This window comes from Roseibium sp. (assembly GCF_048261595.1).
Lineage (GTDB): Bacteria > Pseudomonadota > Alphaproteobacteria > Rhizobiales > Stappiaceae > Roseibium.
Genome location: NZ_JBLXFW010000003.1, coordinates 1 through 26,247 on the forward strand (window position 1 = coordinate 1; position 26,247 = coordinate 26,247).

Sequence of the window (26,247 nt, forward strand, 5' to 3'; positions counted from 1 at the left end):
CCCTGCCGCCAGCGACGTTGCCGCCGTCGATGAACAGGCTTATACGCACCAACCCAAAAACCGTCAACGCCAAAATCCAAAAAAACAGAACAAATCAAAATCCAAAAATTACCCAATGTGGATAAGCCAAACGCAAGCAGATGCAGAAATGGCGGAAACCCGGGCTTAACTCGATATTCTTCGCGTGAATTCAAATGGTTAACGCATGCTAACGAGTTTTCCCCAGACGGCTGTACTGAATTGGCGTGTCGATGTTGGTACGCGTTGCAGGCGGTCAATCGTCAAAGCACAGCGCCATCGCGGACGCCAATCCGCCTGCTGCCGGAATGGCGGCAAGGCCAGTGAGGGCGGATCTGCTTGAGGGCGTCTCCTGCGTGAGCCCGTGAAAAAGCCGGACGGCCAGGACGGCTCCGGAAGCGCCAATCGGATGCCCCCTTGAAAGGGCACCGCCTTCGCGGTTGAGAACATCTGCGGGAATGTCCAAGGCGTCGCATGTGGCAAGGGCCTGAGACGCATAGGCTTCCATCAGCTCGATGCGCGCAAGATCAGCAATCGCGAGGCCGCACTGTTTCAGGAGGCTGTCGATGGCCGCAACCGGGGCAAGCGCCGGTTCATCCGGGGCGTCGCCCACCGACACCCCGGCGCAGACTGAAACACGTGCCCTACGCTGCCCCGCGCGCGCCATCCCTGTTGCCCGGTCCTTGCTCATGACCACAACCGCTGCGGCGGCATCCGCTTCAACGGCGGCGGTCGCAGCGTTGATCCCGCTGTCAGCAATTCCCGCAAGGACGGGTGCGCGCATTGCAACGCTCCTTGTCAATCGGCGGGCAAACGGATCGAAGGGAACCGGGGCAGCGGTTATGGTGACAAGTTCCCGCGCATAGGCACCCGCCTCATAGGCATCAAGCGCCTTGAGGTGAGACAGGCAGGCGAAATCCGCCTGAGTCTCACGTGAAATGCCGCGCCGCTCCGCCAGGCGCGCTGCCGCCTCGCTCAAATCCGGGTCCATTGCCGGATCCGGCGCGAAGGCCGGACGATCATAGGGAACTGCAGCTCCGCCCTTGTCCACCGGGCGATGCTGGCGAATTGGAGATCTTGAGAAACTCTCCATGCCACCGGCCACTATGCAATCGGCCGCCCCGGCTTCGACCATGCGAACCGCAAGCAGGATGGCATCCAGACCTGAACAACACTGGGTGTCTATGGTCATGGCCGGAACATGGGCCGGCAGCCCCGCCCGCAACGCCGCCATTCGTGCAGGGTTGCCACCGCCGTAAAGGGCATTGCCGAAAATCACGTGATCGACGTCTTCTTTCCGAACACCGGCATCGGCCAAGACTGCGGTGATCACCGGTGCAGCCAGCTCATCTGCCTGAAGCAGCCGAAAGGCGCCGCCTCTCGGAACAACCGCGGTCCGGCGGGCGGCGGTGATGACGGCTTTTGCGGGCACGTTTCCTGAACTTCTCATGACAGCTCCCCGGTATCGAGGCGTTGCTGCAGGGTCTGCAGGTCGATCTTGCCACCGGGGGTCAGCGGCAGCGTGGTGACCATGATGTAGCGCCGCGGCGTCCGTCCGCGTCCGAGGCGGACGGCGCAATGGCGGCGCAAGTCCCGGTCGGAAAGGTCGGCGTCCACGTCGGTCTGCATGACCGCTACCATGACCTTTCCGCGCAGGGGATCGGCCAGGGGAAGAACGGCCGCCGCGCGCACTTGCGGATGCTCCAGAAGTGCTGCCTCCACTTCTTCGGGAAAGATGTTGATCCCGGACGTGACGATCATGCGCTTCTGCCGCCCGGATAGAAACAGGAAGCCATCTTCATCGAGATAGCCGCAATCACCGACAGTCAACCAAGCCCCCTCGCGAACCACCTCGGAGCCACCGCCGCAAACGTAACCGGAGAACAGCATCGCGCTCGACACCCAAATTACGCCGGTGTCGCCCGGGGCACATGTCCGCCCTTGCTCATCGCGAATGCAGATAGATACGCCCAGGGCCGCCCGCCCCACGGATCCGTCAGGCGCATCGTCCTCCGGCGTCGACACCGTGATGAAACTCATCTCGGATGCGCCGTAGAACTCCACCAGGCGCGCGGCTGGAAACGGTACGGACATGGCCTTTCGGTCGTCTTCGCGCCACTTTGCCCCACTGGCCAGAACAAGACGCACGTTTTCTGCCGGGGAGCATTTGAGAATTTCGGCGGCCATCAGGCGCATCTGTGTCGGCGTTGCATAAAGAACGGCCGAACCCGATCCAGCAATGTGTCGAGCAAGGTTCTTCGGGTTGAACCGTTCGGCCAGAACAACACCTGCACCGACCACCAGACCATGGACCGCACCATATAGGTGCAGCGAATGAACCAGATTGCCCGGAATAATGACCGTGTCGGCGGGGCCGATCGGAAATTCACGCTGGCTCACCAGAAAGCTTTCGAGCCAGGAGCCATGGGAGCGCAGATAGGCCTTGGGCTCGCCGGTCGAACCGGAGGTGAAGCCCGCATAGAAAGGATCGGCAGCTTCCGGCACCCGATCCTCAACACCAGCCAGCAACCGAGCGGCCCCGCCCTCCGCACAAAGACCGGACAGTGCCAAATCATCAAGAACAATATCCGGTGCGACCTGGCGATCGATAGCGTCCCTGCGCATCTGCGGCCAGTCAGGATCATAGACGAGTGCAATGGCCCCGCGCCGGGCAACGGCGAAGAAGGCGATCAGAAGACTCGCCGGGTCGCGCAGACACAAAGCGACCCGCGCACCAAAGGGAACACGGGTCCGGAGTGTTGCACTGAGGCTGTTGATTTCACCGGTCAGGCCGGATCTGGTCCATGCCCTCTTGCCGCAACTTAATGCCGCGGCATCCGCGTCGAGCTTGGCCAGCGCATCAAGGCTGTCTCCGACGAAGGCCACGGCTATCGGGATAAGGTGCGGGACATAAGGGCCCGCGGCAGACCCCGGGACACGGTCTGTGCAACAACAGCCGTGATCGCCACCTTGATCAGGTCGCCCGGGATGTATACCGCACTTCCAAGCGCTGCCTTGACGAGCGGCAGCTCCGCCATGAGGGCAACGCCGGGAATGCCAAACAGATAGACAACACCAATTCCGCCGATGGTTGCCGCAATCGCCGCAGCCGGCAGGACGCTCAAAGATGTTGTCTTCTGCATGATCAAGCCGGCGGCAAAGGCGCCGATCGGCCAGCCGATCAGGAAACCGACCGACGGAGATGCAAATACGCCGAGACCGCCGCGCCCGCCTGCCAGGAGCGGCACCCCGAGTGCGACAAGGAAAAGAAACAGAAGCACGGCGAGAGCACCGCGAACCGGACCCAGCATGACGCCCGCAAGCATGACGCCGAGAGTCTGAGCCGTGATCGGTACCCCGCCCATGACCGGAATGGCGACTTTCGGCAGGAGACCCAGGGCAGCGATCAACGCCGCGTAGAATGCGATCTGCACAAGGGAACGGTCATTCATTGTGTTTTCCTTCTTAGCGAAACGTTCCGAAACTGGAGCCGCAGACCCAGTGAAGGCGGCCAAAAAATCTGGCCGCTTATTATAGGGAACGGCAGCAAGGTGCAAATGGCGTTTGGTCTCATGAACCACAGACGTCAGCATGTGAACGCCAACTCAGCGCCTCGGAAAACCCTCGGCACCCCCGCGCGCGGAGAGCGCTTCGGCGACATTCTCGGACATGGCAAGAGATTGCAGCAGGAACGGACTGATCAATCGCCAGCTCGTGCTTTTGCCACTGCGCGCCTGGAAGGCTTCCCGCAGCGATCCATAGACCGACAGGAGAACCGGTGCAAAGCGGATGACCAGGGAAACCGCCAACGCTGGCTTGCGTGACGACCACCCGAACCATTCCAGGGGAAGGAACAGCGGGCGAACGGCTTCGAGCATGTCATCCATGCGGGAGGTGATCGATACCAGGTTTGCCGCCAGCACCATTGCGACCAACCGGAGTATGGCGGTGAAGCCTGTGAGCCAGTCACCCGTGAGCGCATGGAGTGCGAAGATGATTGCGAGCAGGGAGACAAGTGGCTTCAAAGCCGCGACCTGAGCGAGACCCGCTTTTCCAAGGGACCCGTAAAGGGCAAGAACGCCGACAAGAACCGCAAGCAGGACAAGAGGATCGGTCACTGGGAAAACCAGCATGCCTGCGAGGGCCAGAACAACCAGCTTGATCCGGACCGGGCATCTGTGGAGCCGGCTTGTGCCGGGGAGGTATAACGAGATCATGTGAGATCGCTCCCCTCATCGTCGACCAGCCGTTCGCGGAGATCTGCTTCATAGGCGCTCAATACGTCCGCCGCCGCGCCGTCCATCCGCACCCCGTGATTCTCGATCCAAATGACACGGTCGAAATCCTTCAGGAGCGCCAGGTCGTGGCTGACCATGATGACTTTCTGGTCGAGGCCACGAAGCTTGGCCATGATCTTGCGGATTGCCAATGCATCCAGGGACGACATCGGTTCATCAAGCACCAGGAGACGCGGCTCCATGACCAGAACCGCCAAGATGCAAATCAGCTGCTTCTGGCCTTCGGAAAGTTCGGCGAAGGGCTTTTCCGCCAGATGCGCGCAGTTGTGACGATCGAGGAAGGCACGCGCCTGCTGCCGCGATTCATCCTTGCCGTGCCCAAGCTGGGTCAGGCCGAAAGCGATTTCTTCCTCGACAGTCGGAAAGATCGCCTGATGGTCCGGGTTCTGGAACACAAAGCCGACATACCGTGGAAGGGCCGAAGCCGCCTTGGTGACGTCCGCTCCGAACATCCGGACCGAACCGGCAGTAGGCTGGCGCAGGCCGTTGAGCAGGCGGACGAAGCTGCTCTTACCCGAACCGTTGAGACCAATGATTCCGATCCGGTCTTCTCTCAAGGAAAGGGCGACATCGCGCAATATCTGCCGGCCACCGATTTCCAGACTGACGCCATCGATCACCGCGAAGGGGTCTGCCGCCGGGTTGAAATCCGGCTCAGAACCGGCGGTTTTCTGTTTTCGCGTCCAGAACGGCATTTGGCGCAATTCAATCCGATAGCGGGAGATCTTGGGTTGGCCAGCTTATTGTCGGTGCAGAACTGAATGTCAAAGCCGCAATTGCATCAAGCGGGCGCCGCCCCGGACGCCTGACCTTTGTCAGCCGATCTGCCCGAGGCCAAAGCGGGTTTCACCAGCCTGGGCGATCACGTCTCGCGTGCGCATCAGCGCTGCCTCGAACTCCCTTTGTCCGACAATGGAGCCAAAGGTAATCCGAAGGAACGGACGAGGCGCCTTCTCACGTACCTGGAAATAGCGCGAGGAAAGAACCGCCACGCCCTGATGGGCCAAGCTCGCTTCGACGGCGACGGGATCTGCGCCCTTTGGCAATCCGACCCAGGCGAATACCTTGTCATCCGCGCCCTGAAGCGGCACTCCCGCAAGTATCTTTCTTGCGGTCCGATGGCGCTCGGCGTTTGCCTTCACCTTCTTCTCCAGCGTTCGGCGCAAAGTCCCGTCACGGATCCACCCGGCGATCAGCTCTGCCGTGATGGGAGAGGCCATCCAGGTGCTTTCGCCGATCAGATTACGCACGGTATTTCCATATGCCCGCGGCACATGCACATAGCCGATGCGGCTACCTGGCGAAATCAGCTTGGAGATACTGGCGATCGAGGCGGTCAGCTCCGGAGCCAGCATGCCGAATGCAAAAGGACAATTCCCGACAAACGGCGTGTAGGGATCATCCTCGATAATCTTGAGCCCGTGGTGACGAGCAACCTCGACCAGTCCCTGGCGCTCCTCGAGCGTCATCGTGTGGGTCGTCGGATTGTGCATGTTGGGCATCAGGAAAACACCCTTTACACCTTCGGTCCGTGCAGCAGCCGCCAGTGCATCCGGGTCCATCGCTAGAAAATCACCAGTTGCTTCGTCCCGCTGCAACGGGATGGGCACGAGGCGCAGGCCAAGATGGGGCGCCGAGTTGAGGATCGACGGATAGGTAAACTCGTCCACCGCCACCGCATCGCCGGGCATGAACAAGGCCTGAAGCAAAACCTGAATGCCGTGCTGGGCACCACAGGTCAGAGCGATGTTGGAGGGATCCGCATCGAGCCGGAAAAGATCGAAGAGTTTCGCTCCAGCCTGGCGATGGGTTGACAAGCCTTCGGAGGGAACAAAGCCGTTGAGGCGATCGATACCCGGCGTCCTTGCAACCCTGGCCAGCCCCTTGCTCAGGTTCGGATTAAGATGCGGGTAAGCGAAATTGCGCGCCAGATCGAGCTCGTTGGAGCGCTCCTCCCGCGGGATCAAAGGGGAGGCTTCGATCTCGGCCGGGGCGACATAGGTTCCCCGCCCGGTCTCGCCCTTCAATAGACGCCGCCGCTCAGCTTCCCGATAGGCCCTCGTCACCGTGCCCAGCGTGACACCGAGCTTGTAGGCGAGCTCCCGTTGCGGCGGCATTCGGTCCCCGGTCGAAAGAACGCCAGCACGGATATCGGCCTCGATCGCATCGGCGACGGCCAGGTATATCGGGCCGGAAGCGGCGGAGATGTCAGGGCACCAGATTGTCATCATAACAATAAATACATTGACGCCAGTTGGATCTCAAGTATCACGTTACTGCGGAAAAATTGTATCGATTGTGATAATATGGACAGCTCAACCCTAGCAGCCTTCGCGGTCTTCGTCGCGGTCATGACCGGAACGCCCGGCCCTGGTAACCTCACCTTCATGGCGATTGGCGCGACAGCAGGCTACCGGACGGCCTTTCCGGTGATCCTCGCCTCCCAGATCGGGTCGCTGGCACTCAATGTCAGCGTTGCCTTCGGCCTTGGCCAGGTGATGGCCGGGGGCGGGCCACTCGTCGTCCTCTTCAAGGGGTTGAGCATGGCCTACATGACCTATCTCGCGTGGAGGATCGTGTCGCTGAGCGTGAAGCCAAAAGGCGATGTCAGCCTGCCCTCGTTCTGGGAAGGGATCCTGATCCACCCGCTCAGTCCGAAGACCTGGGCCATGAGCCTCGTCGCCTTTACGAGTTTCTTTGCCGGAAACGGTCTGGGACTTGCCGAGAATGCCATTCTGCTGGCAGGCGGCTTCATCGCGGGCGGGATGGTCTCCCATTCGCTTTGGGCGCTTGCAGGCGTTTCCATACTGGCGATGATCGGCGATGGTCCCTTGATGCGTATCATCACGATCGCGATGGCAGCTGGTATGCTGGCCGCCACAGCCTGGGCGATGCTGATGTAATCAGCGCCCGCGAACTATTCGGCCGCTGCCGCTTGCATTTGAATTGAAGCCCTATTGGGTGAAGACAATCGTCTTGTTGCCGACGATCATGACCCGGTTTTCCAGGTGATACTTCACCGCGCGCGCGAGGACGCGGGCCTCGATGTCACGCCCACGGGCAACAAAGTCCTGAGCCGACAAGGAGTGGCTGACGCGCTCTGCGTCCTGCTCGATGATCGGGCCTTCATCCAGATCCGCGGTCACGTAGTGCGCCGTGGCACCAATCATCTTCACACCGCGCTGATGCGCCTGATGATAGGGCTTGGCCCCCTTGAAGCTGGGCAGGAACGAGTGGTGAATGTTGATCACCTTGCCGAACAGACGCTTCGACAGATTGTCGGACAGGACCTGCATGTAGCGGGCAAGAACCACCAGATCGGCTTCCGTCTCGTGCACAAGCTTGAGCAGCTTCTCCTCCTGCTCCGGCTTGTTCTCCTTGTTCACCGGCCAGTGGTGATAGGGAATGCCCTCGATCTCGGCCGTGCGCTGGCTGCCCTCATGGTTCGACACGATGGCGACAACTTCCGCGTCCATCCAGCCGACCCTGATCTGATACAGGAGATGCAGCAGCGCGTGGTCGAATTTCGAGACCATTGCAATGACCTTCGGCCGCTTTGACATGTCGTTGATCGACGTTTTCATGTCAAAGCGGGAAATCGCCGGAGCCAGCGCTTTCTGGATGCTCTCGCTTGTCGCTCCCATCGGCGCGATGAAGGCAATGCGCATGAAGAAGCGGTTGCTGACCTGATCCCAGAACTGGTCGCTTTCAGCAATGTTGGCACCGAGATCGGCCAGTTCCGTGGTCACCGCGGCCACGATGCCGGGCCGGTCTTCACAGGACAGGGTAAGTACAAAACGACCGTTCGACACTGGTTCCATTCTCCATTCCGATGCCCGGCATCCCGGCCGAACAAAACTCTTTCGTCATTCCTGACGGACAAAGCCGCCTTACCCGATGGCCCTGACCAGATCCCGCACCCGGCTGGCATTGTCTTCCGCCAACTGGCCATCGCTGTTCCAAAGGCCATTCTCGAACCCGATCCGCGCCTTGCCACCCTTGGAGATTGCGTAGGCAAGGCAATCGGTTTCCCTATGCCCAAACGCGCAAACGGCCCAGTCGAGGGTCAAGTCCGACGCCTTCGAATATAGAAGCGGCAGAAAAGGATCCAGATCTTCCGGAGCGCTTTCCTGATTTTCCGCATAGCGGCCAAGTACGCAGAGAACCTGGTGCGCGGCACCCGGAACAACATTCGCAGCCACCAGCGAGAAGAAGCGGGTCACATCCTCCGGACTGTAAAGGATGTGCTGAACCGCGATCTCCGCTTCCCGGCACCATGCATAGAAGCGTGCGGCTTCTGCGGTGTCTTCGTCGGGTACCATTTCGCGTACCGCGATCGAAACCGCTTCGGGCATCACGTCCTCAACAAGCTTGCGCTGTTCGGCCGGGGTGTATTTTCCAACAGCTTCCGTCGTGATCTGGACGGCCATTTGCGGCACCTTGTCCTTCATTTCCGACAGAAGCTCGCGATAAAGCCCGGCATCAAGCACATGGGCGCCAGTCTCATCGCGAACATGAGCATGAATACCCCCCGCACCGGCTGCATGACAGGCAGCGGCGGTCTCGACCGTTTCGCCTATCGTCACCGGCAGTGCAGGATGATCGGCCTTGGTCCGGCGCGCACCATTGGGTGCGACCATGATTCTCGGGAGCGGTTTCATAGATTCTAAAATACCTTGCCGAAGGCGGTCGCAAGCTTGTCCGTGATCTCGCCGACCTGCTCGTCCGTCATGATGAAGGGCGGTGCCAGCAGAATATGATCTCCCGTGACGCCATCGATCGTGCCGCCCATCGGGTAACAGACGAGACCGGCCTCGAATGCAGCCTTTTTCAGAGCCTTGTTGATGCCCTTCTTAGGGTCGAACGGCGCCTTCGTCGCCCGATCTTCCACGATCTCGATGCCGCGGAACAGGCCACGGCCACGAATGTCACCGACATGCGGGTGCTGGCCGAAGGCCTCTGTCAGCGAGGCTTGCAGTTTTTCACCCAGCGGCAGAACCCTGTCCACGAGACCGCCGGTCAGTTTGGTCAGCACTGCCAGGGATGCTGCACAGGCGGTCGGGTGGCCGATGTAGGTATGGCCATGCTGGAAGAACCCGGAGCCGTTTTCGATCGCTTCATAGATCTTGCCGGAACAGAGCATTGCGCCAATCGGCTGGTAGCCGGCGCCAAGCCCCTTCGCGGTTGCCAGGATGTCGGCCGTGACCCCATCCTGCTCACACGCGAACAAGGTTCCTGTCCGGCCCATGCCGCACATGACCTCGTCAAGGATAAGCAGGATGCCGTGATGGTCGCAGATCTCGCGGATGCGCTTGAAGTAGCCCTCGACGGGTGGAACGGCACCAGCTGTGGCACCGACAACGGGCTCTGCAACAAAGGCCATGACATTTTCCGGGCCGAGTCGCTGGATCTCAGTTTCCAGCTCGTTGGCGACGCGCTGACCGTATTCGAATGAAGTCTCGCCATCATCTCGTCCGCGATATTCGTAGCAGGGTGAGATATGAGACGTTTCGATCATCATCGGGGCGAAGGGCTCGCGCCGCCAGGCATTGCCTCCGGTCGCGAGCGCTCCGAGCGTATTGCCATGATAGCTTTGGCGGCGGGCGATCACCCGGTGCCGTTTTCCTTCGCCAATTTCAAGGAAATACTGGCGCGCCAGCTTCAGCGCGGCCTCCATCGCCTCGGACCCGCCGGAGACGAAATAGACGCGGTCGAGACCTGCCGGCGCATGCGCAATCAGAAGATCCGCGAGCTGCTCAGCCGGCTCTGACGTGAAAAAACCAGTATGCGCGAATGCGATCTTGTCGACCTGCGCCTTGATCGCCGCCGTGACATCCGGGTCACTGTGGCCCAGACAGGAGACCGCGGCGCCCCCGGATCCGTCGAAGTACCGTTTGCCGCTGGTGTCGATGATGTAGCAGCCGTCACCGCGGTCGGCGATCGGTGTCGCGGCCTTCGTGTGACGCGGAAAAACGTGGGACATGGCGCTGGATCCTGCCAGTAGGGCGTACAGCCTGTTCGGAATCATGCCGCTGCAAAAGTTAATCGCAGGACGACCGTCTTTCTGCCTATCGCATTCGGCTAGCCGCCGCCAGTCACTTCAATGACGCAGCGGCGCCAGCATGTGCCATGCCCAGCGCGGCAGTTACCGCAAACGTTAACGCCGCGAAGCGGAAACCCCCTTAGACCCCTTAAGTCTTAACCATCTTTATCATGACAATTTTAATGTCTGGCGGGCATGCTTTGAGAGAACCCACCCCCAAGATCCGCAATGGCGAACATGCTCAGGTCCATTCAAAACCTCGTCCTTGTCATAGTCCTCACCATGGCGCTTGCCGGGTGCGGCACCGTTGCCGGTGTGACGGGTCTGGGATGGATGACCGGTTCTCACGATGCGATTGCCTACAACGACACCGCGTGGTGCGTGCCGCGCAAGCTTAAGAAGGTGCTGAACCGGGTAGCCAAGCGGTACGGGTCGGTGCAGATACATTCGACGAAGCGCTGGTGGCTCGAGAACTGGTGGAAGGGCGGTGCGAGGGATTCCTATCACCTGAAATGCCGCGCAGTAGATTTTTCCGTGCGCGGCAACCCCTCGTCGGTAGTCGCCTTCCTGAAGGCACAGCCAGAGGTCGGCGGCTACAAGCACTATTCCTCAGGCCACTACCATATAGATACCGGTCCGCGCCGGACCTGGTAGGCAGGGCTTACTTCAGCTCACCGAGCTCCAGTGCCATCTCCCATGCGACCGGGTCGAAGCCGACGAAGTTCTTGGCCTCCCCCTCGACAATTGGACGCTTGATGATCGAAGGTTGTTCGCACATCAGCGCGATGGCAGAAGCGGCATCGGTCACGGTGTCCTGGACCTCCTCATCGAGCTTGCGCCAGGTGGTGCCGCGCTTGTTCAGGATCGTTTCCCAACCAAACTCGGAAGCAAAAGCCGTCAGCTTGTCCTGGTCGACGCCATCCTTCTTGTAATCGTGGAATGTGTAATCGACGCCCGCTTCTTCGAGAAACTTGCGCGCCTTTTTCACGGTGTCACAGTTTTTGATGCCGTAGACCTTCATGACCAATCCCGTTCGTTTCGATCAAGTGCAATTTGCCGGCAGTTTGCCGCTCTGGCGAAAGCATGCAAGGCCGATAGGCGAAAGACCGGGGGAAAGCACAGCATCCGGTCCGATCGTAACCGTGAAAATGATGGGTCTCGCGAATTCGGTTGCATCTGCACTTTTCACAGGGTTCGACATCCGCCAAGATCCGGGTCCGCCGATGAATAGACACACGACCATCGGGTAGAGCGACAGGAAAGGCATTTAGAACGATGTCAGGCAAGACGAACAGGCATCCTCCAGGGGCTGGCTCGCTAGAACAGCGCATCCGCCTGTCCGCCGGACTTGTGCTTTTTAGCTTTGTCCTGCTGCATTTTCTGAACCATTCCCTTGGCAACATCTCGTTGGCAGCGCTGGATTGGGGACAAGATCTCCGCTACCGGATATGGCACTCCACGATTGGCGGATGGTTGCTCTACGCGGCGCTCTTCACCCACGCCGGGCTTGCCCTGTGGAAGACGATGCGCCGGCGAACCCTGCGTATGCCCTTGTGGGAAGCGACGCAGATCCTGCTGGGATTGGTCATCCCCTATATTCTGATCAAGCATATCTATGCGACCCGAGGGGCTGAAGTTGCCTTCGGATCCTATATCGATTACCGCCACGAACTCACTGTCCTTTGGCCCGACAGCGCTCTTTTGCAAAGCACGCTCCTCGTGCTGGTCTGGCTCCATGGCTGCGTCGGCCTGCACTATTGGCTGAGAATGAAGGGCTGGTACGCCAAGGCGAAGCCAACCCTCTTTCTGATTGCCGTCATCATTCCTCTTCTAGCGCTGACAGGCTGGATCTCCGCCGCACGCCGACTTGTGCTGGAGAATGCGACGAAAAATAACGTCACAGCGGCTCAAAAGGCCGACCTCCTGCAATGGACCGAATGGACGCAGTATGGCTTCTACGCACTGGTCGCCCTCGTCTTCCTTGTCATCGCAGGACGGAAGTTGAGTGGATATGCGCGCGAACGCATCTCTATACGGTATCTCGACTCTCGTACGGTCAAGACAGCTCCCGGCCCGACTCTTCTGGAAATCAGCCGCATGAAAGGCATTCCGCACATGTCGATTTGCGGTGGCCGCGCGCGCTGTTCCACCTGCAGAACCCTGATCCTTTCCGGCCGGGCCGATCTGCAGCAACCTAACGCGACCGAAGCCCAGGTGCTCAAGCGGATTGGCGCGAGCGCGAATGTGAGGCTCGCCTGCCAGCTTCGCCCTTCCACCGACATGGTCGTACGTCCACTCTTTGCCGCCGGAAGGGCCCTGAACGGCGAGGGCCTTCACGACCGCTACAGATGGGGGGTCGAGCAGAAGATTGCCGTCATGTTCATAGACTTGCGCGGTTTCACGTCACTGAGCGAAGGCAAACTTCCATTCGACGTCGTGTTCATCCTCAATCGCTATGTCGATGGGGTCGTGCGGATCATCCGCAAGAACGGTGGAATGGTCGACAAGATCATGGGCGATGGGGTCATGGCTCTTTTCGGCGTCGAAACCAATTTCGACAAAGGCATTCAGTCAGCCATCGCGACCTTGAATGACCTTTCCACTGAGTTGGCACAAGTGAATGAAGACCTCGCCAGCCACCTGCCAGCACCGTTGCGAGTGGCCGTCGGCCTGCATGGCGGGACAGCCATTCTCGGTCGGATCGGTCTCGATGGTAAGAATGGTGTGGCCTCCGGACTGACCGCTCTCGGCGACGTGGTCAATGTGGCGGCCAGACTTGAAGGTGTGGCGAAGGAGGTAAATGCCCTCGCAGCAATTTCACGCGAGATCCTCCATGCGGCCGGCCTAGACGTTCCGCCATCAGCAGAAATTCGATCCGTTGACATCCGCGGCCGTGTCGCCCCTCTGGAGGTCGCCTGTTTCGCTACCTCAGGGGATCTTCCATCCCCGTGACACCGCAACCGTAATTCTGCCGTAGCGTGAGCCTCGTACCTGCCCGTAAGCTGTTCATGTCATTTGAAAATGCACTATTTCTGGCCTTGCAAAATTGGCGACACCGGGCTCTGATCCGAACTCAACCTGCCTGTCTTGCCGGAGGATTTCTTGGCAACCCGCTACACTCCCGCCGCCATGCTGGACCGACTGGTCAGCTTTCCGACCATTTCGCACCTGAGCAATCTCGACCTCATCGGCTTCGTTGAAGATTATCTCGCCGAGCACGGCATTGCCTCTGAGCGTGTGCCCGATGCGACAGGCGAAAAGGCAGCACTCTTTGCCACCATCGGCCCCAAAACGGACGGCGGAATTGTCCTGTCGGCCCACACGGATGTTGTTCCGGTCGAGGGGCAGAATTGGTCGTCGGATCCGTTCAAGCTGCGCGAGGCGGGAGGAAAGCTCTACGGTCGCGGTACAGCGGACATGAAAGGCTTTGCCGCAACGGTCCTTGCGCATGTGCCGGAGATGGTCGCGGCCGACTTGAAGAAGCCGATCCATATTGCGCTCTCATACGACGAAGAGGTCGGCTGTTTCGGCGCCCCGCCGATGATCGAGCGCATGCTCGCGGAGGGGCCGAAACCATCTGCGGTGATCGTCGGCGAACCTACCAACATGAAGGTTGTCACCGGGCACAAAGGTGTCATCGTCCTCAATACCAGGATCCATGGGCACCCCGTGCATTCCAGTCAGCTTGACCGTGGCGTGTCGGCGATCTCGGTTGCCGCACGGCTGATTTCCTGGATGGATGCGAGAACATCGGAGAACAAGGCCAACGCTGCTCCCGATTGTCCGTTCAATCCGCCTTACACGACCCTGCATTGCGGAACGATAAGGGGTGGTTCGGCGCACAATATCACCGCTGCGGAATGCGAATTCGTCACGGATATTCGACTCCTACCCCAGGAAACAGGAGCCGGCTGGCTTGCCCGGTACCTTGATTTCATCCGGACGGAAGTCGAACCGGACATGCAGGCGATCTTCGAAAACTGCCGTATTGAGGTCACCCAAACCGCAGACGTACCGGGGCTCGCGCCGGAAACAGATGGCCCTGCCGAGGCCCTCGCACGGAACTTGACCGGCGATAATGGAACTCATGTCGTTGTGTACGCAACGGAAGGTGGACAATTCCAGGAGCGCGGCCTGTCGACGATCGTCTGTGGTCCAGGTTCAATTGATCAGGGTCATCAGGTGGATGAATTCATCGAGATTTCGGAGATCGAAAAGTGCTCCGCCTTTCTCGACAGACTATGTTCCAAATTGTCCTAATCTTTCCGTGAGATAGGGCTGGACGGCAAAAAATCGCCTTGCCATGATGCAGGCTGACCTTTCCGCGGAGACATGTTTCCGCGGGTCAATCCGGGTCCGGGGATGGGCTCGTGTTCCGCATAACAAACCAAATGAGGGGACAATGAAAACACTGAAGCTTGGACTTGCATCGACCGTTTTGGCGGTCGGTCTGGCAGCGTCCACGGCACACGCCGAAACGCTGAAATTCGCCTTTCAGGGGACGCTGAACCAGCTGGATCCCTATAGCCTGAACGAGACCTTCACCCTGTCGGCTCTCGGCAACGTCTATGAGGGCCTGACCCGGCGCAACGCCAACCTCGAGATTGAACCGTCTCTGGCCGAAAGCTGGGAAGTGGTCGAACCGAACCGCTGGCGCTTCCACCTGCGCAAGGGCGTGAAGTTCCACAACGGCAATGACTTCACCGCCGAAGACGTCGCCTTCTCGGTAGAGCGCCTGCATGGCGAAGGCTCCGACCTCGCAACTCGCGTCAACTCAGAGGTAAAGGTCGAGATCGTCGACGATTACACGGTCGACTTCGTCCTGCCCGGTCCGAACCCGATCCTGCACTATGAGTGGGACACCTGGTACATTATGGACAAGGACTGGACCGAGGCGAACAACGCCGTGGCCATCACGTCCGCGTCCGACACGACCCCGAACTTCGCGGCCCTGAACACGAATGGCACCGGTCCGTTCAAGATCGTCAGCCACGAGCCGGGGGTGAAGACCCTCTACGAGAAGAATGCCGACTGGTGGGACCAGGCGAGCCACAACCTCGATACGGTCGAATTCACGCCGATCGGCTCCGACGCAACGCGCGTTGCCGCACTTCTGTCCGGCGAATTGGATATGGTCTACCCTATCCCGGTTCAGGACATCAAACGCGTCAACGACAACGCCGGAACCGAGGTTCTGACTGGTCCGGAACTGCGCACGATCTTCCTCGGCATGGACCAGCGCCGCGACGAGCTGCTCTATTCCGACGTGAAGGGCAAGAACCCGTTCAAGGACGTCAAGGTACGCAAGGCTGTCTACCAGGCCATCGACATCGAGGGCATCAAGAGCAAGATCATGCGCGACCTGTCGACTCCGTCGGCCATCATGATCTCGCCGTTCCTCTTCTCCCGTTCGGGGGAACTCGAGCGCTATCCGTATGACCCGGAAGCTGCCAAGGCTCTGCTCGCCGAGGCTGGCTACGCGGACGGCTTCTCCGTCGGCATGGACTGCCCGAACGACCGCTACGTCAACGACGAAGCCATCTGTCAGGCTGTTGCTTCCATGCTTGCGCGCGTTGGTATCAAGGTCGACCTGAATGCCCAGCCGAAGGCGAAGTATTTCGCCAAGGTCCTGGCATCGGGTGGCTATGACACCTCGTTCTACCTTCTCGGCTGGACGCCGGGTTCCTTCGACTACTGGAACATCATCTCCAACATCGAAGGTTGCCGTGACGACGCCGGCAAGGGCGGTCTGTTCAACCTCGGCGGTTACTGCAATGAGAAGATCGAAGAGCTGAATGGCAAGATCCTGGTCGAGAACGACCCGGCTGCCCGCGACGAGCTGATCGCTCAGGCCATGAAGATCACGCAGGAAGACGTCTCGCACATTCCGCTGCACCAGCAGGGTCTGGCATGGGGCTTCAAATCCGGCATCGAGCTGGTTCAGCGCGCTGACAACCAGTTCCACTTCCGCTTCGTGACCAAGAAATAATCACGCGCCGTGTCCCCGGCCCCGGCCGGGGACACCCAATCTGTTTGGAAAAGTATCGTCATGCTTGGTTTTGCAATACGTCGCCTCCTGCAGGCGATGGTTGTCATGCTGGTCGTCGCGCTCCTGGCCTTCACCCTGTTCCGCTTCGTTGGCGATCCGGTGAACCAGATGGTCGGCATCGAGACGTCCCAGGAAGAGCGCGAGGCCTTGCGTGAACGCCTCGGCCTGAACGATCCGATCCTGGTTCAGTTCGGCCGTTTCGTGACACGAGCAGCGCAGTTCGACTTCGGCACATCCTACCAGTTCCGCCAACCGGTCTCCGACCTGTTCGCCAAGCGAATTCCTGCAACGCTCGAACTGAGCTTCATGTCGGCACTGTTTGCGCTCGCGGTCGGCATCCCCATGGGCATCTATGCCGGGCTCAACCGCGAAGCTGCCCTGTCCAAGCTGTTCCTGTCCGTTTCCCTTGTCGGCATCTCGCTGCCGACCTTCTTCATCGGCATCCTGCTGATCTTCCTGTTTTCCGTGACCCTGCAGTGGCTTCCCAGTTTCGGACGTGGCGAGGTCACTCCTGTCGGCGACTGGTGGACAACCGGTTTCCTGACCGTGTCCGGTCTCAAGGCCCTGGTCCTGCCCTCAATCACGCTCGGGCTCTACCAGATGACGCTGATCATGCGCCTGATCCGGGCGGAGATGCTTGAAGTCATCCGCACAGACTACATCAAGTTCGCAAGGGCCCGTGGCCTTCCGGACCGGATCGTCCATTTCCGGCATGCCCTCAAGAACACCCTCGTCCCGGTCATCACCATCACCGGACTACAGCTCGGTTCGATCATCGCGTTCGCAACGATCACCGAGACCGTGTTCCAGTGGCCGGGCATGGGTCTGATGTTCCTGCAAGCGGTCCAGAACGTCGATATTCCGATCATGTCGGCGTATCTGCTCCTGACGGCGTTCCTGTTCGTGGCGATCAATTTCATCGTCGATATTCTCTATTTCGTGATCGACCCGCGCCTGCGGATCGGGCGTCCTTGAGCGGAGACAGATCATGACAGACATGACCCAATCCCCGGAAAAGCGCCCAGGCGTTATCGCGCGCATGCTCGACAGCGATATTTTCCATTCCTTCCTGCGTTCCAAGGTCACCATCGTCGCGGCGGCAGGTACCCTGATCCTGTTCCTGCTTGCGTTCCTGGCTCCCTGGATCTCGCCGCACAACCCATTCGATCTGGCATCCCTGTCGATCATGGATGCCCGCGTCCCACCGGTCTGGATGGAATATTCCGATCCGCGCTTCGTACTTGGCACCGATGATCAGGGCCGCGACCTCCTGTCCGGCATTTTCTATGGCATGCGGATCTCGCTGATCGTTGGCTTCTGCTCGGTAATCGCCGCCGCGTTTCTTGGCATCACCCTCGGCCTCGTCGCCGGCTACATGGGCGGACGCGTTGACGCGCTGATCATGCGCATCGCGGATATTCAGCTGACCTTCCCGGCCATCCTGATCGCTCTTTTGATCGACGGCGCCGCTCGCGGCATCTTCGGCTCGCTGGACCGGGAGGTCTTCTCCTTCTGGATCCTGATCTTCTCCCTCGCGCTTTCGTTCTGGGTGCAATACGCCCGCACCGTTCGCGGCTCGACGATGGTGGAGAAGAACAAGGAATATGTTCAGGCAGCCCGCGTGATCGGCATTCCGTCCGTTATCATCATGGTCCGCCATATTCTGCCGAACGTCACCGGTCCGGTGCTGGTCATCGCGACGATCAACCTGGCGCTGGCCATCGTTACAGAAGCCACCCTGTCGTTCCTGGGTGTCGGCATGCCGCCCACCCAGCCGTCTCTCGGAACGCTGATCTCCATCGGAAACGACTTCCTTTATTCCGGCGAATGGTGGATCGCGATCTTCCCCGGCCTGGCGCTTGCGCTCCTTGTGCTGAACGTCAACTTGCTGGGCGACTGGCTGCGCGACGCGCTCAACCCGAAACTGCGCTGAGGCCCGACCCATGAGCGTTCTTGACATTCATGACCTCAAGGTCGAATTCCCCGGCCGCAAGTCGACCTTCGTTGCCGTTCACGGCGTAAACCTGAAGCTGGAAGCGGGCAGGATCCTCGGTGTCGTCGGTGAATCCGGCGCAGGCAAGTCGACCGTCGGCAATGCAGTCATCGGTCTTTTGCAGGAGCCGGGCCGCGTTGCCGAGGGCGAGATCTTCCTGCACGGCCAACGCATCGACAACCTGCCAGACCAGCAGAAGCGGCTGATGCGCGGGCGCAAGATCGGCATGATCTTCCAGGATCCCCTGACCTCGCTCGATCCCTTGCAAACCGTCGAATCCCAACTCGTGGAAACCATCCGCACGCACTTGCCTCTTTCCAGCTCGCAGGCAAAGGCACGTGCGGTGGAGCTGCTGGATGCTGTCGGGATCCCGGACCCCTCGGAGAGGGTCAAGCAATATCCGCATCAGTTCTCCGGCGGCATGCGCCAACGCGTCGTGATTGCACTGGCCCTTTGCGCCGAACCTGAACTGGTGATCGCCGATGAACCGACCACCGCGCTCGACGTCTCCATCCAGGCGCAGATCCTGGAGCTGATGAAGAAGCTCTGCACCGAGCGAAACGTGGCCATGATGGTCATCACCCACGACATGGGCGTGATTGCCGACATCACCGACCATGTAGCGGTGATGTACCACGGCGAGCTGGTGGAATACGGCGAGACCACCCAGGTGCTGGGTGCTCCGCGTCACCCCTACACCCAAAGCCTGATCTCGGCCGTTCCGCGCCCGGATGTCCGTATCAGCCGGTTCCCGCAAGTGAACTACATCGAAAAGGCCGGGACACCGACGAAACACATCGATATCTCGACCCACTGGCTTGGCCAGTCCCGCGACTACACAAAGGTTGATGGTCCGCTGGTGAAAATCGCCGATCTCGACATGCGTTTCGAGACCCGCGCCTCGATCATCCCCTCGAGACGGCGCTATTTCAAGGCAGTGAAAAAGGTCAGTTTCGACATCCATGAGGGCGAGACGTTCGGAGTCGTCGGCGAATCCGGGTCGGGAAAATCGACAGTCGCCCGGCTGATTACCGGGCTCTATCATCCGACAGGTGGATCGATCAATTTCGCTGGCCAGGAGCTGACGTCGCTCAAGGACCGGCGAGAGGTACTGGCCATGCGCCGGCAGATGCAGATGATCTTTCAGGACCCTTATTCCTCGCTGAATGCGCGGATGAGGGTGCGAGACATCATTGCCGAGCCGATCAAGTTCCACAAACTGGCGTCATCCAATTCGGAAGTTCGTCAGATCGTGGCAGATCTTCTTGACCACGTAGGCCTAGGGGCAGCGGCCGGCGAGAAGTTTCCGCACGAATTCTCCGGCGGACAACGGCAGCGGATCTCCATTGCCCGTGCGCTTGCCACCCGTCCGAGGTTCCTGATCTGCGATGAACCAACCTCGGCACTGGACGTCTCCATCCAGGCCCAGATCCTGAACCTTCTGAAGGACCTTCAGGAAGAACTGGGGCTGACCATGCTGTTCATCAGCCACGACCTCGCCGTCATCCGGCAGATGTGCAACCGCATCGCCGTGATGCGTAACGGCGAGCTGTGCGAAGTCGCAGACTGCGATCAGCTGTTCGAAAATCCGCAGCATCCCTACACACGCGAACTGCTCAGCCTCATGCCATCAATGGAATTGCTGTCGCGCGCCAATCTGGAGCCTCTGCAGGCCTGATCCTGTCGGGCACAAAAAGGGAGGGGGATAACCCCCTCCCGCTGAAACGACTTTCACATAAGGTCAAAATATTACGCTCTGACCCTCAAATACGGCGGACCTTCAAAAAATTCCGTAACGTCATACTAATCAATTTTGACAGTATATAAAACCCAAAATTGCGCATTTTATATTCACCATTGAGCAGATTTTGCAGCTTCTGAATCCACTCCGCCTCATTCTGGGCCTATAGCCGCGCGATAGGACGAACCGCTGCTTCGGCAGGTCCTGCAATTCTGATCGGTTACCCCTCACAGTGCCCTTCCAAATTTTCGTATCGCGTTTGATTGCGTCGCTCCCGACCCTCCGGCTCGTGCATGTCGCCTTGCTTGCTGTGTCCCTCGCCCTTCTGCTTGCCGATCGATGGTTGACACCAGGTCTGCTTTCTCCGTCGTCATGGCTTGCGACTCTTGCCTTCCTGTGGACCGCAGGCCTGCTGCTAACCCTCGCAGGCACACGGTTTCGAGACCGGATTCTCAAGGAGAAAATCACGCTCACAGCAGCTGCAGGGTCTTTTCTCGCCGCACTCGGCGGGGCGGCGGTGACGGGCAACGAAACTTCTACCTCCGTTTTCCTGGCCGCAGGTGCGGTCATCATGGCAAGCCGCTTTCTGACGCTCCATCTTGCGCCAGGTGTGGAGTTCGCAGCACCTGAAATGCCCCGTCTTGTGGCATTTCAGGCAACGTTTGCTATCAGCCTGCTGTTCATCACCGCGCTGGCGTGGTGGTTTTTCGGTGCGGCAAGCGACGGGATGGCTGCCGCCGCCGCGGCATTCGTACTCGCCTGGCCACATGTGCCTGAATTGATGGTGCGCCTCGCTGCCAAAAGAGGCTTGATATCCGCTCGATCCGTGGGCGTTGAAATCAACGGTCTAAAGGCGCTGAATGAACTGTCGGCAGCCGAGCACATTGCCTTCGACAAGCCAGCGCTGCTCGAACGCGATACCCTTGTGGTGACGGATGTCCAGTCGTTCGACAACAAGCCGGAGCCACTGCTGTCCGTTGCCGCATCGGTGGAAAACCAGGCGCGCCATCCAATTGCCTCCGCTATCAGAACCATCGCCGGTGACTGGGGCGTCGCGGTCATGGCGCCTGAAGAATACGAGGAGGTTCCCGGTCTTGGCTGTGTTGCCATCCTGGGCGGGAAAACGGTGGCGGTCGGAAATGCCGGTCTCATGAAAGAGCTGTCGATCGACTGCTTCACGGCATCGGCATTGTGCAAGCCACTTCAGGCGGAGGGAAAGATTTGCGTCCTCGTGGCCTTGGAAGGGCGCCTCGTCGGTCTCATTGCCCTTCAGGCCGCCATGGACGGTGCCGCTCCGCATGTTCTTTCGGGCCTCAAGACAAGATCGGTCGGACTCACGCTCGTGACCGGAACAGAGGCGCAGACTGCTGCTGGGTTCGGAAAGGCTATCGGAGTCGAACGTGTTATCTCCGATATACGCCAGGGTAGCCGCTTCGCTACAGCCGAAGCTGGTCTGGCCAGTCAGTCTGCTCTTTTCGTTTCCGTCGCCGACAGCGGCCGGCGCGGAGTTTTCAGCCTTTCAGCAACGTCGACCGATGCAGAACGACTGCTTGCAACACTCGAACCCGGACATCTTGCCGGGCTGACCAAGCTACTCGATCTGAGCGCCCAGGCAACCAGACTTTCTCACAGGTTCACCTTGATCGCCGCAGGTGCCGCAGCAATCGCAGCCCTGTCGGGAAGCGCCGGACTGGTACCCTTACCGATCGCAGGTTTCCTGGCTCTCGGCCTCCCCTTCGCATTTCAGGTCGCAGTTAGCCGACAACACCCGTGATGGAGCGAAAGCTTCAACATTCAAACCGCTTTACAGAACTCCCTCGCAATGCTGTTAATCAGGTCAAAAGACGCGCGAAACGCCAGTTGCGAGGGAATAGATTTCATGTCCGAAAGAAAAGTGCCGAAACTGCGGTCTACGGCCTGGTTCAACAATCCTGACAATCCGGGCATGACAGCGCTCTATATCGAGCGATACCTCAACTTCGGGCTGACGCGGGAAGAGTTGCAGTCGGGCAAGCCGATTATCGGCATTGCGCAAACAGGGTCCGACCTGTCCCCTTGTAACCGCCACCACCTCGAGCTTGCGAAACGGGTACGCGAAGGCATCCGCGAAGCAGGCGGCATCTGTTTCGAGTTTCCGGTACATCCGATCCAGGAGACCGGCAAGCGGCCAGGTGCGGCCCTTGACCGGAACCTCGCCTACCTCGGCCTGGTCGAACTGCTCTACGGCTATCCGATCGACGGTGTTGTCCTGACCATCGGTTGCGACAAGACCACACCAGCCTGCCTGATGGCGGCTGCCACGATGAACATTCCAGCAATCGCCCTTTCGGTCGGCCCCATGCTGAACGGATGGCACAAGGGCGAGCGCACCGGGTCAGGCACGATCGTCTGGAAGGCGCGTGAGATGCTCGCGGCAGGAGAAATCGACTACGAGGGGTTCATGGACCTTGTCTCGTCGTCAGCACCCTCCGTCGGCTACTGCAACACCATGGGCACCGCGACAACCATGAATTCGCTCGCTGAAGCGCTTGGCATGCAGCTGCCCGGATCCGCAGCAATCCCCGCGCCCTACCGCGAACGGGGACAGATCGCCTATGAAACGGGTCGTCGCATCGTTGACATGGTTCATGAGGACCTGAAGCCGTCCGACATCATGACGCGGCAGGCTTTCGAGAACGCCATTGTCGTCAACTCCGCCATCGGCGGTTCGACCAATGCTCCGATTCACCTCAACGCCATCGCTCGCCATCTCGGCGTGCCCCTCGACAATGACGACTGGCAGGAAATCGGCCACGAGATCCCGCTCATGGTGAACCTGCAGCCGGCGGGAGAATATCTCGGCGAGGACTACCATCACGCCGGCGGTGTTCCGGCCGTCGTCAACGAGTTGATGCGTCATGGCAAATTGCCTCATCCCGGGGCGTTGACGGTCAATGGAAAGAGCATTGGCAACAACTGCCAGGGCCGGGAAATCGAGCTTGCGGAGGTCATCAGGCCTTTCGACCGTCCACTTAAGGAGAACGCCGGGTTCCTGAACCTGAAAGGCAACCTGTTTGACAGCGCGATCATGAAGACGAGCGTGATCTCAGCTGAATTCCGGGACCGGTACCTTTCCAACCCGGACGACCCGGAAGCCTTCGAGGGGCGCGCCATCGTTTTTGAAGGGCCGGAGGATTACCACGACAACATCGACAACCCGGACCTCAATATCGATGAGCACTGCATGCTGTTTATTCGCGGCACCGGGCCGATCGGCTATCCCGGCGGAGCGGAGGTCGTCAACATGCAGCCGCCCGCGGCGCTCATCAAGCGAGGCATCCATTCGCTGCCCTGTATCGGCGATGGCCGGCAATCGGGTACGTCGGGCTCGCCGTCGATTCTGAATGCCTCGCCGGAGGCAGCCGCCATGGGTGGTCTCGCCCTGATCCAGACAGGTGACCGGGTTCGGATCGATCTGCGCCTTGGCACAGCGGACATTCTGATCTCGGACGAAGAACTGGCCGACCGCCGAGCCACACTTGAAGCCGATGGCGGTTTTGCCTATGCGGATCACCAGACGCCCTGGCAGGAAATCCAGCGTTCCATGGTGGACCAGTTCGACAAGGGCATGGTTCTCAAGCCAGCCGTCAACTATCAAGATATCGCCCACACCAAGGGCCTCCCCCGTGACAATCACTAGGAGATCGCCGTTCAAACAACGAAATGGGAAAGAAAATCATCCGTTTCGGCTGAACGTACTTGACGATTACGTAAAGGTTATGTTTGGACTGTGACGAGGCGAGGGCGGGTTCCTCGCAAAGCACTGGAGTATGCAATGAGCCTGGAACAACTCACTGAAACCGTCCGCAGCAAGGTCGCTGGCGGCGGCATCGACGAAAGCGTCAAGTTCGACCTGGGCGACACCGGCGCCATTTTCGTGCAGGGCTCGACGGTCACCAATGACGACGCCGATGCAGACTGCACGATCACGATGTCGCCGGAAGACCTTTCCGACATGCTTGCAGGAGAACTCAACCCGACCGCAGCGTTCATGGGCGGCAAGCTCAAGGTCGATGGCGACATGAGTGTGGCCATGAAACTCGGCAGCATCGTCTGACGACAAATCCGGAGCATCCGCTCCAACGCCTGATCAGGCTCGAACGCCGGCCCAACCACCTGGGCCGGCGTTCCTTTTTCGCCGAAAGGGCTTACCCGATAGTGCTTTGCAGTGCCGTCAGGCGGCGAGCGCACCGCTCTTCTTTGCCGTGTGTGTCGCAATCAGATCCATGATCGGCGGCGACAATGCGTCATAGGGCTCAAGTCCGAGCTCCCGCAGGCGGGTACGCACTGCATCCATCTTTGCCGGCGGATAGCCGGATTCGATGATAGACGACACGAAGGCCGCAAATTCCGGCGGTGACCATCCAGCTTCCGGCGATAGTTCAGTGTGAATGAAGTCGAGTCCGTAGAGCGGATGCTCCGTGTTCTCGATCCGGCCATACATGTGAACGCCGCATTCCTTGCAGGCATAACGCTGGATCGGCGCATCCGGATTGACGATCTGCAGCTTGTCCGCATTGGCGGTAACGGAAACGGCTTCACGCGGAACCACGGCAATCTGACTGAACACCGCGCCAGCAGGTTTCCAGCACTTGGTGCAGCCGCAAACGTGATTATGGGCGCTCTGGGCGCTGACTTTCACCCGCACCGGATTTGTCGCGCAGTGGCAGCTCAGCGTTCCCCCGCCGAACCCGGCGCGCGCCGGTGGAAATCCATTGTCTACCTGCGGATGGATCTTGATGTTGCTTGGAGCGGGACGTCCCGGACGGCCGTTACCGTTGCCACTCCCGAATAGACCTGACAAAAATGACATTCTCACACACCTCCCTGCGTGTTTTTCACCTGCCTCGCGGCAAGGGAGATCCGTCATCAGGGGCCACGATACCTTGTGCCTTGTATTTATTCTTTGGCTGGCATGAATTTCATTTTCAAATACGGACCGCCCCGCACTCACTGTAGAAACAAGAGTTGCCATATCTCAATACAGACCAATGTGTCTGTTTTTCGTCTTCTCATCTCTCTTTGGCTGGTGCCGGATTTTCATAATCCGCCCTTTCTCGACACGTTTTACCTTACCTTCCCTTTCGGCATGGTGTCATAGTGACCGCAAGTCCTTTTCGGATCGAAACCCTCTCAAGTGCGTTCCACACGTAAACCTGGAGACGAGACATGGAAACCATTCGAGGCCGTCGGGAACGTTTCAAGCAGCTGCACCAGGCCGGCGCGGCCTTCCTGATGCCCAATCCTTTCGACACCGGTACGACCCGGATCCTGGAAGGATTGCGGTTCGATGCCTTGGCAACGACCAGTGCCGGGTATGCCTTTTCCCGAGGCCTGAAAGATGCCGAGGGTCTGATCACACGCGACATGGCACTTGCACACGCGCAGGAAATCGTCGAAGCGACGACGCTGCCGGTAAACGGAGATCTGGAGAACGGTTTCGGCGACAAGCCCGAGGACGTGGCCGAGACCATTCGCGGGGCAATCGAGGTGGGGTTGAGCGGCTGTTCGATCGAGGATTTTTCGACCGATCCTCAACAGCCTTTCTACGACCTTGAACTGGCCGTGGAACGGATCCGCGCTGCCGTTGACGTCATCGATCGGCTTGCTCCGGACTTTGTCCTGACCGCCCGTTCCGAGGCCCCGATCAACGAGCCAGAGCACCTTGAGCGGACGATCGAGCGTTTGAACGCCTTTTCCGCGGCCGGTGCGGACTGCCTGTACGCGCCTGATCTCGTCAGGCATGACGACATTGTTCAGGTGCTTGGCCGCATCGACAAGCCCTTGAACGTTCTGGCAGGACGGAAAGCCTTTCACATGACACGCAAGGAACTTGCCGGCATGGGCGTCGCCCGTGTGTCCATCGGCTCCGGTCTTGCGCGCATCGCCTATGGAGCCTTCACGGCAGCAGCGGAGGACATGAAGGACGGCGGAAGTTTCGGCTGCTTCGACCGGGCGGCGGGCGTGACGGATTTCGATCCCTTCCTGCGCGGTCGTGGCTGACCCCTGTAAGCCAAATAAACGTCAACGCCGGTCACATCGTGCCTTTTCCGCCCTTGGCGAACC

Annotated in this window: 23 protein-coding genes; 12 read left to right on the forward strand and 11 right to left on the reverse strand. The window is 59.6% G+C overall.

All coding sequences use genetic code 11. The annotated features are described in order from the left end of the window. Positions 1-274: 274 nt before the first annotated feature. The 6 genes from ACN0SY_RS11125 to ACN0SY_RS11150 all read right to left on the reverse strand — a co-directional run bounded on the left by ACN0SY_RS11125 (position 275) and on the right by ACN0SY_RS11150 (position 6,547). Positions 275-1,468, reverse strand: a complete 1,194-nt coding sequence (locus ACN0SY_RS11125; protein WP_417687208.1) for a thiolase family protein — start codon at positions 1,466-1,468, stop codon at positions 275-277. Then, on the reverse strand, positions 1,465-2,904 hold the full coding sequence (locus tag ACN0SY_RS11130; protein WP_417687209.1) for an AMP-binding protein: 1,440 nt from the start codon (positions 2,902-2,904) through the stop codon (positions 1,465-1,467). Before ACN0SY_RS11130 ends, ACN0SY_RS11125 begins: the two co-directional genes overlap by 4 nt. A 2-nt stretch (positions 2,905-2,906) precedes the next feature. Continuing rightward, complete coding sequence (locus ACN0SY_RS11135) at positions 2,907-3,470, reverse strand: biotin transporter BioY (RefSeq protein ID WP_417687210.1); 564 nt, start codon at positions 3,468-3,470, stop codon at positions 2,907-2,909. 153 nt (positions 3,471-3,623) lie between these two features. Then, on the reverse strand, positions 3,624-4,235 hold the full coding sequence (locus ACN0SY_RS11140; protein ID WP_417687211.1) for an energy-coupling factor transporter transmembrane component T family protein: 612 nt from the start codon (positions 4,233-4,235) through the stop codon (positions 3,624-3,626). After that, the gene (locus ACN0SY_RS11145) at positions 4,232-5,011 is read right to left on the reverse strand and encodes an energy-coupling factor ABC transporter ATP-binding protein (protein ID WP_417687212.1); all 780 of its coding nucleotides are present in this window, start codon (positions 5,009-5,011) and stop codon (positions 4,232-4,234) included. The genes ACN0SY_RS11140 and ACN0SY_RS11145 overlap by 4 nt, the downstream gene beginning before the upstream one ends. A 120-nt stretch (positions 5,012-5,131) precedes the next feature. Next, positions 5,132-6,547 carry a PLP-dependent aminotransferase family protein gene (locus tag ACN0SY_RS11150; protein WP_417687213.1) on the reverse strand — a complete coding sequence of 472 codons (1,416 nt, stop codon included), beginning with the start codon at positions 6,545-6,547 and terminating at the stop codon, positions 5,132-5,134. Between the two features lie 75 nt (positions 6,548-6,622). On the opposite strand from ACN0SY_RS11150, the gene ACN0SY_RS11155 reads away from it, so the two are divergent. Next, positions 6,623-7,219 (forward strand): LysE family translocator, encoded by a 597-nt coding sequence (locus ACN0SY_RS11155; protein WP_417687214.1) that lies wholly within the window; start codon positions 6,623-6,625, stop codon positions 7,217-7,219. A 51-nt stretch (positions 7,220-7,270) separates the two neighbouring features. Here the strand turns inward: ACN0SY_RS11155 and purU are convergent, their stop codons facing one another. The 3 genes from purU to ACN0SY_RS11170 form a co-directional block, all read right to left on the reverse strand. Next, positions 7,271-8,137 carry a formyltetrahydrofolate deformylase gene (gene purU / locus ACN0SY_RS11160; RefSeq protein ID WP_417687215.1) on the reverse strand — a complete coding sequence of 289 codons (867 nt, stop codon included), beginning with the start codon at positions 8,135-8,137 and terminating at the stop codon, positions 7,271-7,273. Between the two features lie 69 nt (positions 8,138-8,206). Then, positions 8,207-8,956 (reverse strand): 3-keto-5-aminohexanoate cleavage protein, encoded by a 750-nt coding sequence (locus ACN0SY_RS11165; RefSeq protein ID WP_417687216.1) that lies wholly within the window; start codon positions 8,954-8,956, stop codon positions 8,207-8,209. A gap of 26 nt (positions 8,957-8,982) precedes the next feature. Beyond that, positions 8,983-10,299, reverse strand: coding sequence for an aspartate aminotransferase family protein (locus ACN0SY_RS11170; RefSeq protein WP_417687217.1), 1,317 nt, complete (start codon positions 10,297-10,299; stop codon positions 8,983-8,985). Positions 10,300-10,587: 288 nt separating this feature from the next. Here ACN0SY_RS11170 and ACN0SY_RS11175 point away from each other — a divergent pair, with 288 nt between their 5' ends. Beyond that, on the forward strand, positions 10,588-11,013 hold the full coding sequence (locus tag ACN0SY_RS11175) for a YcbK family protein (RefSeq protein ID WP_417687218.1): 426 nt from the start codon (positions 10,588-10,590) through the stop codon (positions 11,011-11,013). Between the two features lie 7 nt (positions 11,014-11,020). Here the strand turns inward: ACN0SY_RS11175 and ACN0SY_RS11180 are convergent, their stop codons facing one another. Further along, positions 11,021-11,380 (reverse strand): ArsC family reductase, encoded by a 360-nt coding sequence (locus ACN0SY_RS11180; RefSeq protein ID WP_417687219.1) that lies wholly within the window; start codon positions 11,378-11,380, stop codon positions 11,021-11,023. 254 nt (positions 11,381-11,634) lie between these two features. Between ACN0SY_RS11180 and ACN0SY_RS11185 the strand changes: the two genes are divergently transcribed. The 9 genes from ACN0SY_RS11185 (at position 11,635) to ACN0SY_RS11225 (ending at position 24,238) form a co-directional block, all read left to right on the forward strand. Beyond that, entirely contained in the window at positions 11,635-13,311 is a 1,677-nt protein-coding gene (locus tag ACN0SY_RS11185) for an adenylate/guanylate cyclase domain-containing protein (RefSeq protein WP_417687220.1), read from the forward strand. A 150-nt stretch (positions 13,312-13,461) separates the two neighbouring features. After that, entirely contained in the window at positions 13,462-14,619 is a 1,158-nt protein-coding gene (gene argE / locus ACN0SY_RS11190) for an acetylornithine deacetylase (protein ID WP_417687221.1), read from the forward strand. 142 nt (positions 14,620-14,761) lie between these two features. Next, the gene (locus tag ACN0SY_RS11195) at positions 14,762-16,348 is read left to right on the forward strand and encodes an ABC transporter substrate-binding protein (RefSeq protein WP_417687222.1); all 1,587 of its coding nucleotides are present in this window, start codon (positions 14,762-14,764) and stop codon (positions 16,346-16,348) included. Between the two features lie 60 nt (positions 16,349-16,408). Next, positions 16,409-17,383, forward strand: a complete 975-nt coding sequence (locus tag ACN0SY_RS11200) for an ABC transporter permease (protein WP_417687223.1) — start codon at positions 16,409-16,411, stop codon at positions 17,381-17,383. Positions 17,384-17,396: 13 nt separating this feature from the next. Further along, positions 17,397-18,341 carry an ABC transporter permease gene (locus tag ACN0SY_RS11205; protein ID WP_417687224.1) on the forward strand — a complete coding sequence of 315 codons (945 nt, stop codon included), beginning with the start codon at positions 17,397-17,399 and terminating at the stop codon, positions 18,339-18,341. Between the two features lie 10 nt (positions 18,342-18,351). Continuing rightward, positions 18,352-20,079: an ABC transporter ATP-binding protein gene (locus tag ACN0SY_RS11210; RefSeq protein ID WP_417687225.1), complete on the forward strand. Its 1,728-nt coding sequence runs from the start codon at positions 18,352-18,354 to the stop codon at positions 20,077-20,079. Between the two features lie 373 nt (positions 20,080-20,452). Next, a complete protein-coding gene (locus ACN0SY_RS11215; RefSeq protein WP_417687898.1) occupies positions 20,453-21,916 on the forward strand; it encodes an HAD family hydrolase in 1,464 nt (487 codons plus the stop codon). Between the two features lie 105 nt (positions 21,917-22,021). Then, entirely contained in the window at positions 22,022-23,821 is a 1,800-nt protein-coding gene (locus ACN0SY_RS11220; RefSeq protein ID WP_417687226.1) for an IlvD/Edd family dehydratase, read from the forward strand. 135 nt (positions 23,822-23,956) lie between these two features. Next, positions 23,957-24,238, forward strand: coding sequence for an SCP2 sterol-binding domain-containing protein (locus ACN0SY_RS11225; RefSeq protein WP_417687227.1), 282 nt, complete (start codon positions 23,957-23,959; stop codon positions 24,236-24,238). Between the two features lie 117 nt (positions 24,239-24,355). Here the strand turns inward: ACN0SY_RS11225 and gfa are convergent, their stop codons facing one another. After that, the gene (gfa, locus tag ACN0SY_RS11230; protein ID WP_417687228.1) at positions 24,356-24,994 is read right to left on the reverse strand and encodes an S-(hydroxymethyl)glutathione synthase; all 639 of its coding nucleotides are present in this window, start codon (positions 24,992-24,994) and stop codon (positions 24,356-24,358) included. A gap of 356 nt (positions 24,995-25,350) precedes the next feature. On the opposite strand from gfa, the gene ACN0SY_RS11235 reads away from it, so the two are divergent. Further along, positions 25,351-26,184 (forward strand): isocitrate lyase/PEP mutase family protein, encoded by an 834-nt coding sequence (locus tag ACN0SY_RS11235; protein ID WP_417687229.1) that lies wholly within the window; start codon positions 25,351-25,353, stop codon positions 26,182-26,184. The last annotated feature ends 63 nt before the right edge of the window (positions 26,185-26,247 follow it).

Excerpts from the sequence above, each read along its gene's own strand:
- ACN0SY_RS11155 (WP_417687214.1), top strand. The coding sequence starts at position 6,623 with ATGGACAGCTCAACCCTAGCAGCCTTCGCGGTCTTCGTCGCGGTCATG.
- ACN0SY_RS11195 (WP_417687222.1), top strand. The coding sequence starts at position 14,762 with ATGAAAACACTGAAGCTTGGACTTGCATCGACCGTTTTGGCGGTCGGT.
- ACN0SY_RS11210 (WP_417687225.1), top strand. The coding sequence starts at position 18,352 with ATGAGCGTTCTTGACATTCATGACCTCAAGGTCGAATTCCCCGGCCGC.
- ACN0SY_RS11165 (WP_417687216.1), bottom strand. The coding sequence starts at position 8,956 with ATGGTCGCACCCAATGGTGCGCGCCGGACCAAGGCCGATCATCCTGCA.
- ACN0SY_RS11200 (WP_417687223.1), top strand. The coding sequence starts at position 16,409 with ATGCTTGGTTTTGCAATACGTCGCCTCCTGCAGGCGATGGTTGTCATG.
- ACN0SY_RS11145 (WP_417687212.1), bottom strand. The coding sequence starts at position 5,011 with ATGCCGTTCTGGACGCGAAAACAGAAAACCGCCGGTTCTGAGCCGGAT.
- ACN0SY_RS11170 (WP_417687217.1), bottom strand. The coding sequence starts at position 10,299 with ATGTCCCACGTTTTTCCGCGTCACACGAAGGCCGCGACACCGATCGCC.
- ACN0SY_RS11150 (WP_417687213.1), bottom strand. The coding sequence starts at position 6,547 with ATGATGACAATCTGGTGCCCTGACATCTCCGCCGCTTCCGGCCCGATA.
- ACN0SY_RS11175 (WP_417687218.1), top strand. The coding sequence starts at position 10,588 with ATGGCGAACATGCTCAGGTCCATTCAAAACCTCGTCCTTGTCATAGTC.
- ACN0SY_RS11185 (WP_417687220.1), top strand. The coding sequence starts at position 11,635 with ATGTCAGGCAAGACGAACAGGCATCCTCCAGGGGCTGGCTCGCTAGAA.
- gfa (WP_417687228.1), bottom strand. The coding sequence starts at position 24,994 with ATGTCATTTTTGTCAGGTCTATTCGGGAGTGGCAACGGTAACGGCCGT.
- ACN0SY_RS11220 (WP_417687226.1), top strand. The coding sequence starts at position 22,022 with ATGTCCGAAAGAAAAGTGCCGAAACTGCGGTCTACGGCCTGGTTCAAC.
- ACN0SY_RS11140 (WP_417687211.1), bottom strand. The coding sequence starts at position 4,235 with ATGATCTCGTTATACCTCCCCGGCACAAGCCGGCTCCACAGATGCCCG.
- ACN0SY_RS11135 (WP_417687210.1), bottom strand. The coding sequence starts at position 3,470 with ATGAATGACCGTTCCCTTGTGCAGATCGCATTCTACGCGGCGTTGATC.
- ACN0SY_RS11235 (WP_417687229.1), top strand. The coding sequence starts at position 25,351 with ATGGAAACCATTCGAGGCCGTCGGGAACGTTTCAAGCAGCTGCACCAG.
- ACN0SY_RS11125 (WP_417687208.1), bottom strand. The coding sequence starts at position 1,468 with ATGAGAAGTTCAGGAAACGTGCCCGCAAAAGCCGTCATCACCGCCGCC.
- ACN0SY_RS11180 (WP_417687219.1), bottom strand. The coding sequence starts at position 11,380 with ATGAAGGTCTACGGCATCAAAAACTGTGACACCGTGAAAAAGGCGCGC.
- purU (WP_417687215.1), bottom strand. The coding sequence starts at position 8,137 with ATGGAACCAGTGTCGAACGGTCGTTTTGTACTTACCCTGTCCTGTGAA.
- ACN0SY_RS11205 (WP_417687224.1), top strand. The coding sequence starts at position 17,397 with ATGACAGACATGACCCAATCCCCGGAAAAGCGCCCAGGCGTTATCGCG.
- ACN0SY_RS11225 (WP_417687227.1), top strand. The coding sequence starts at position 23,957 with ATGAGCCTGGAACAACTCACTGAAACCGTCCGCAGCAAGGTCGCTGGC.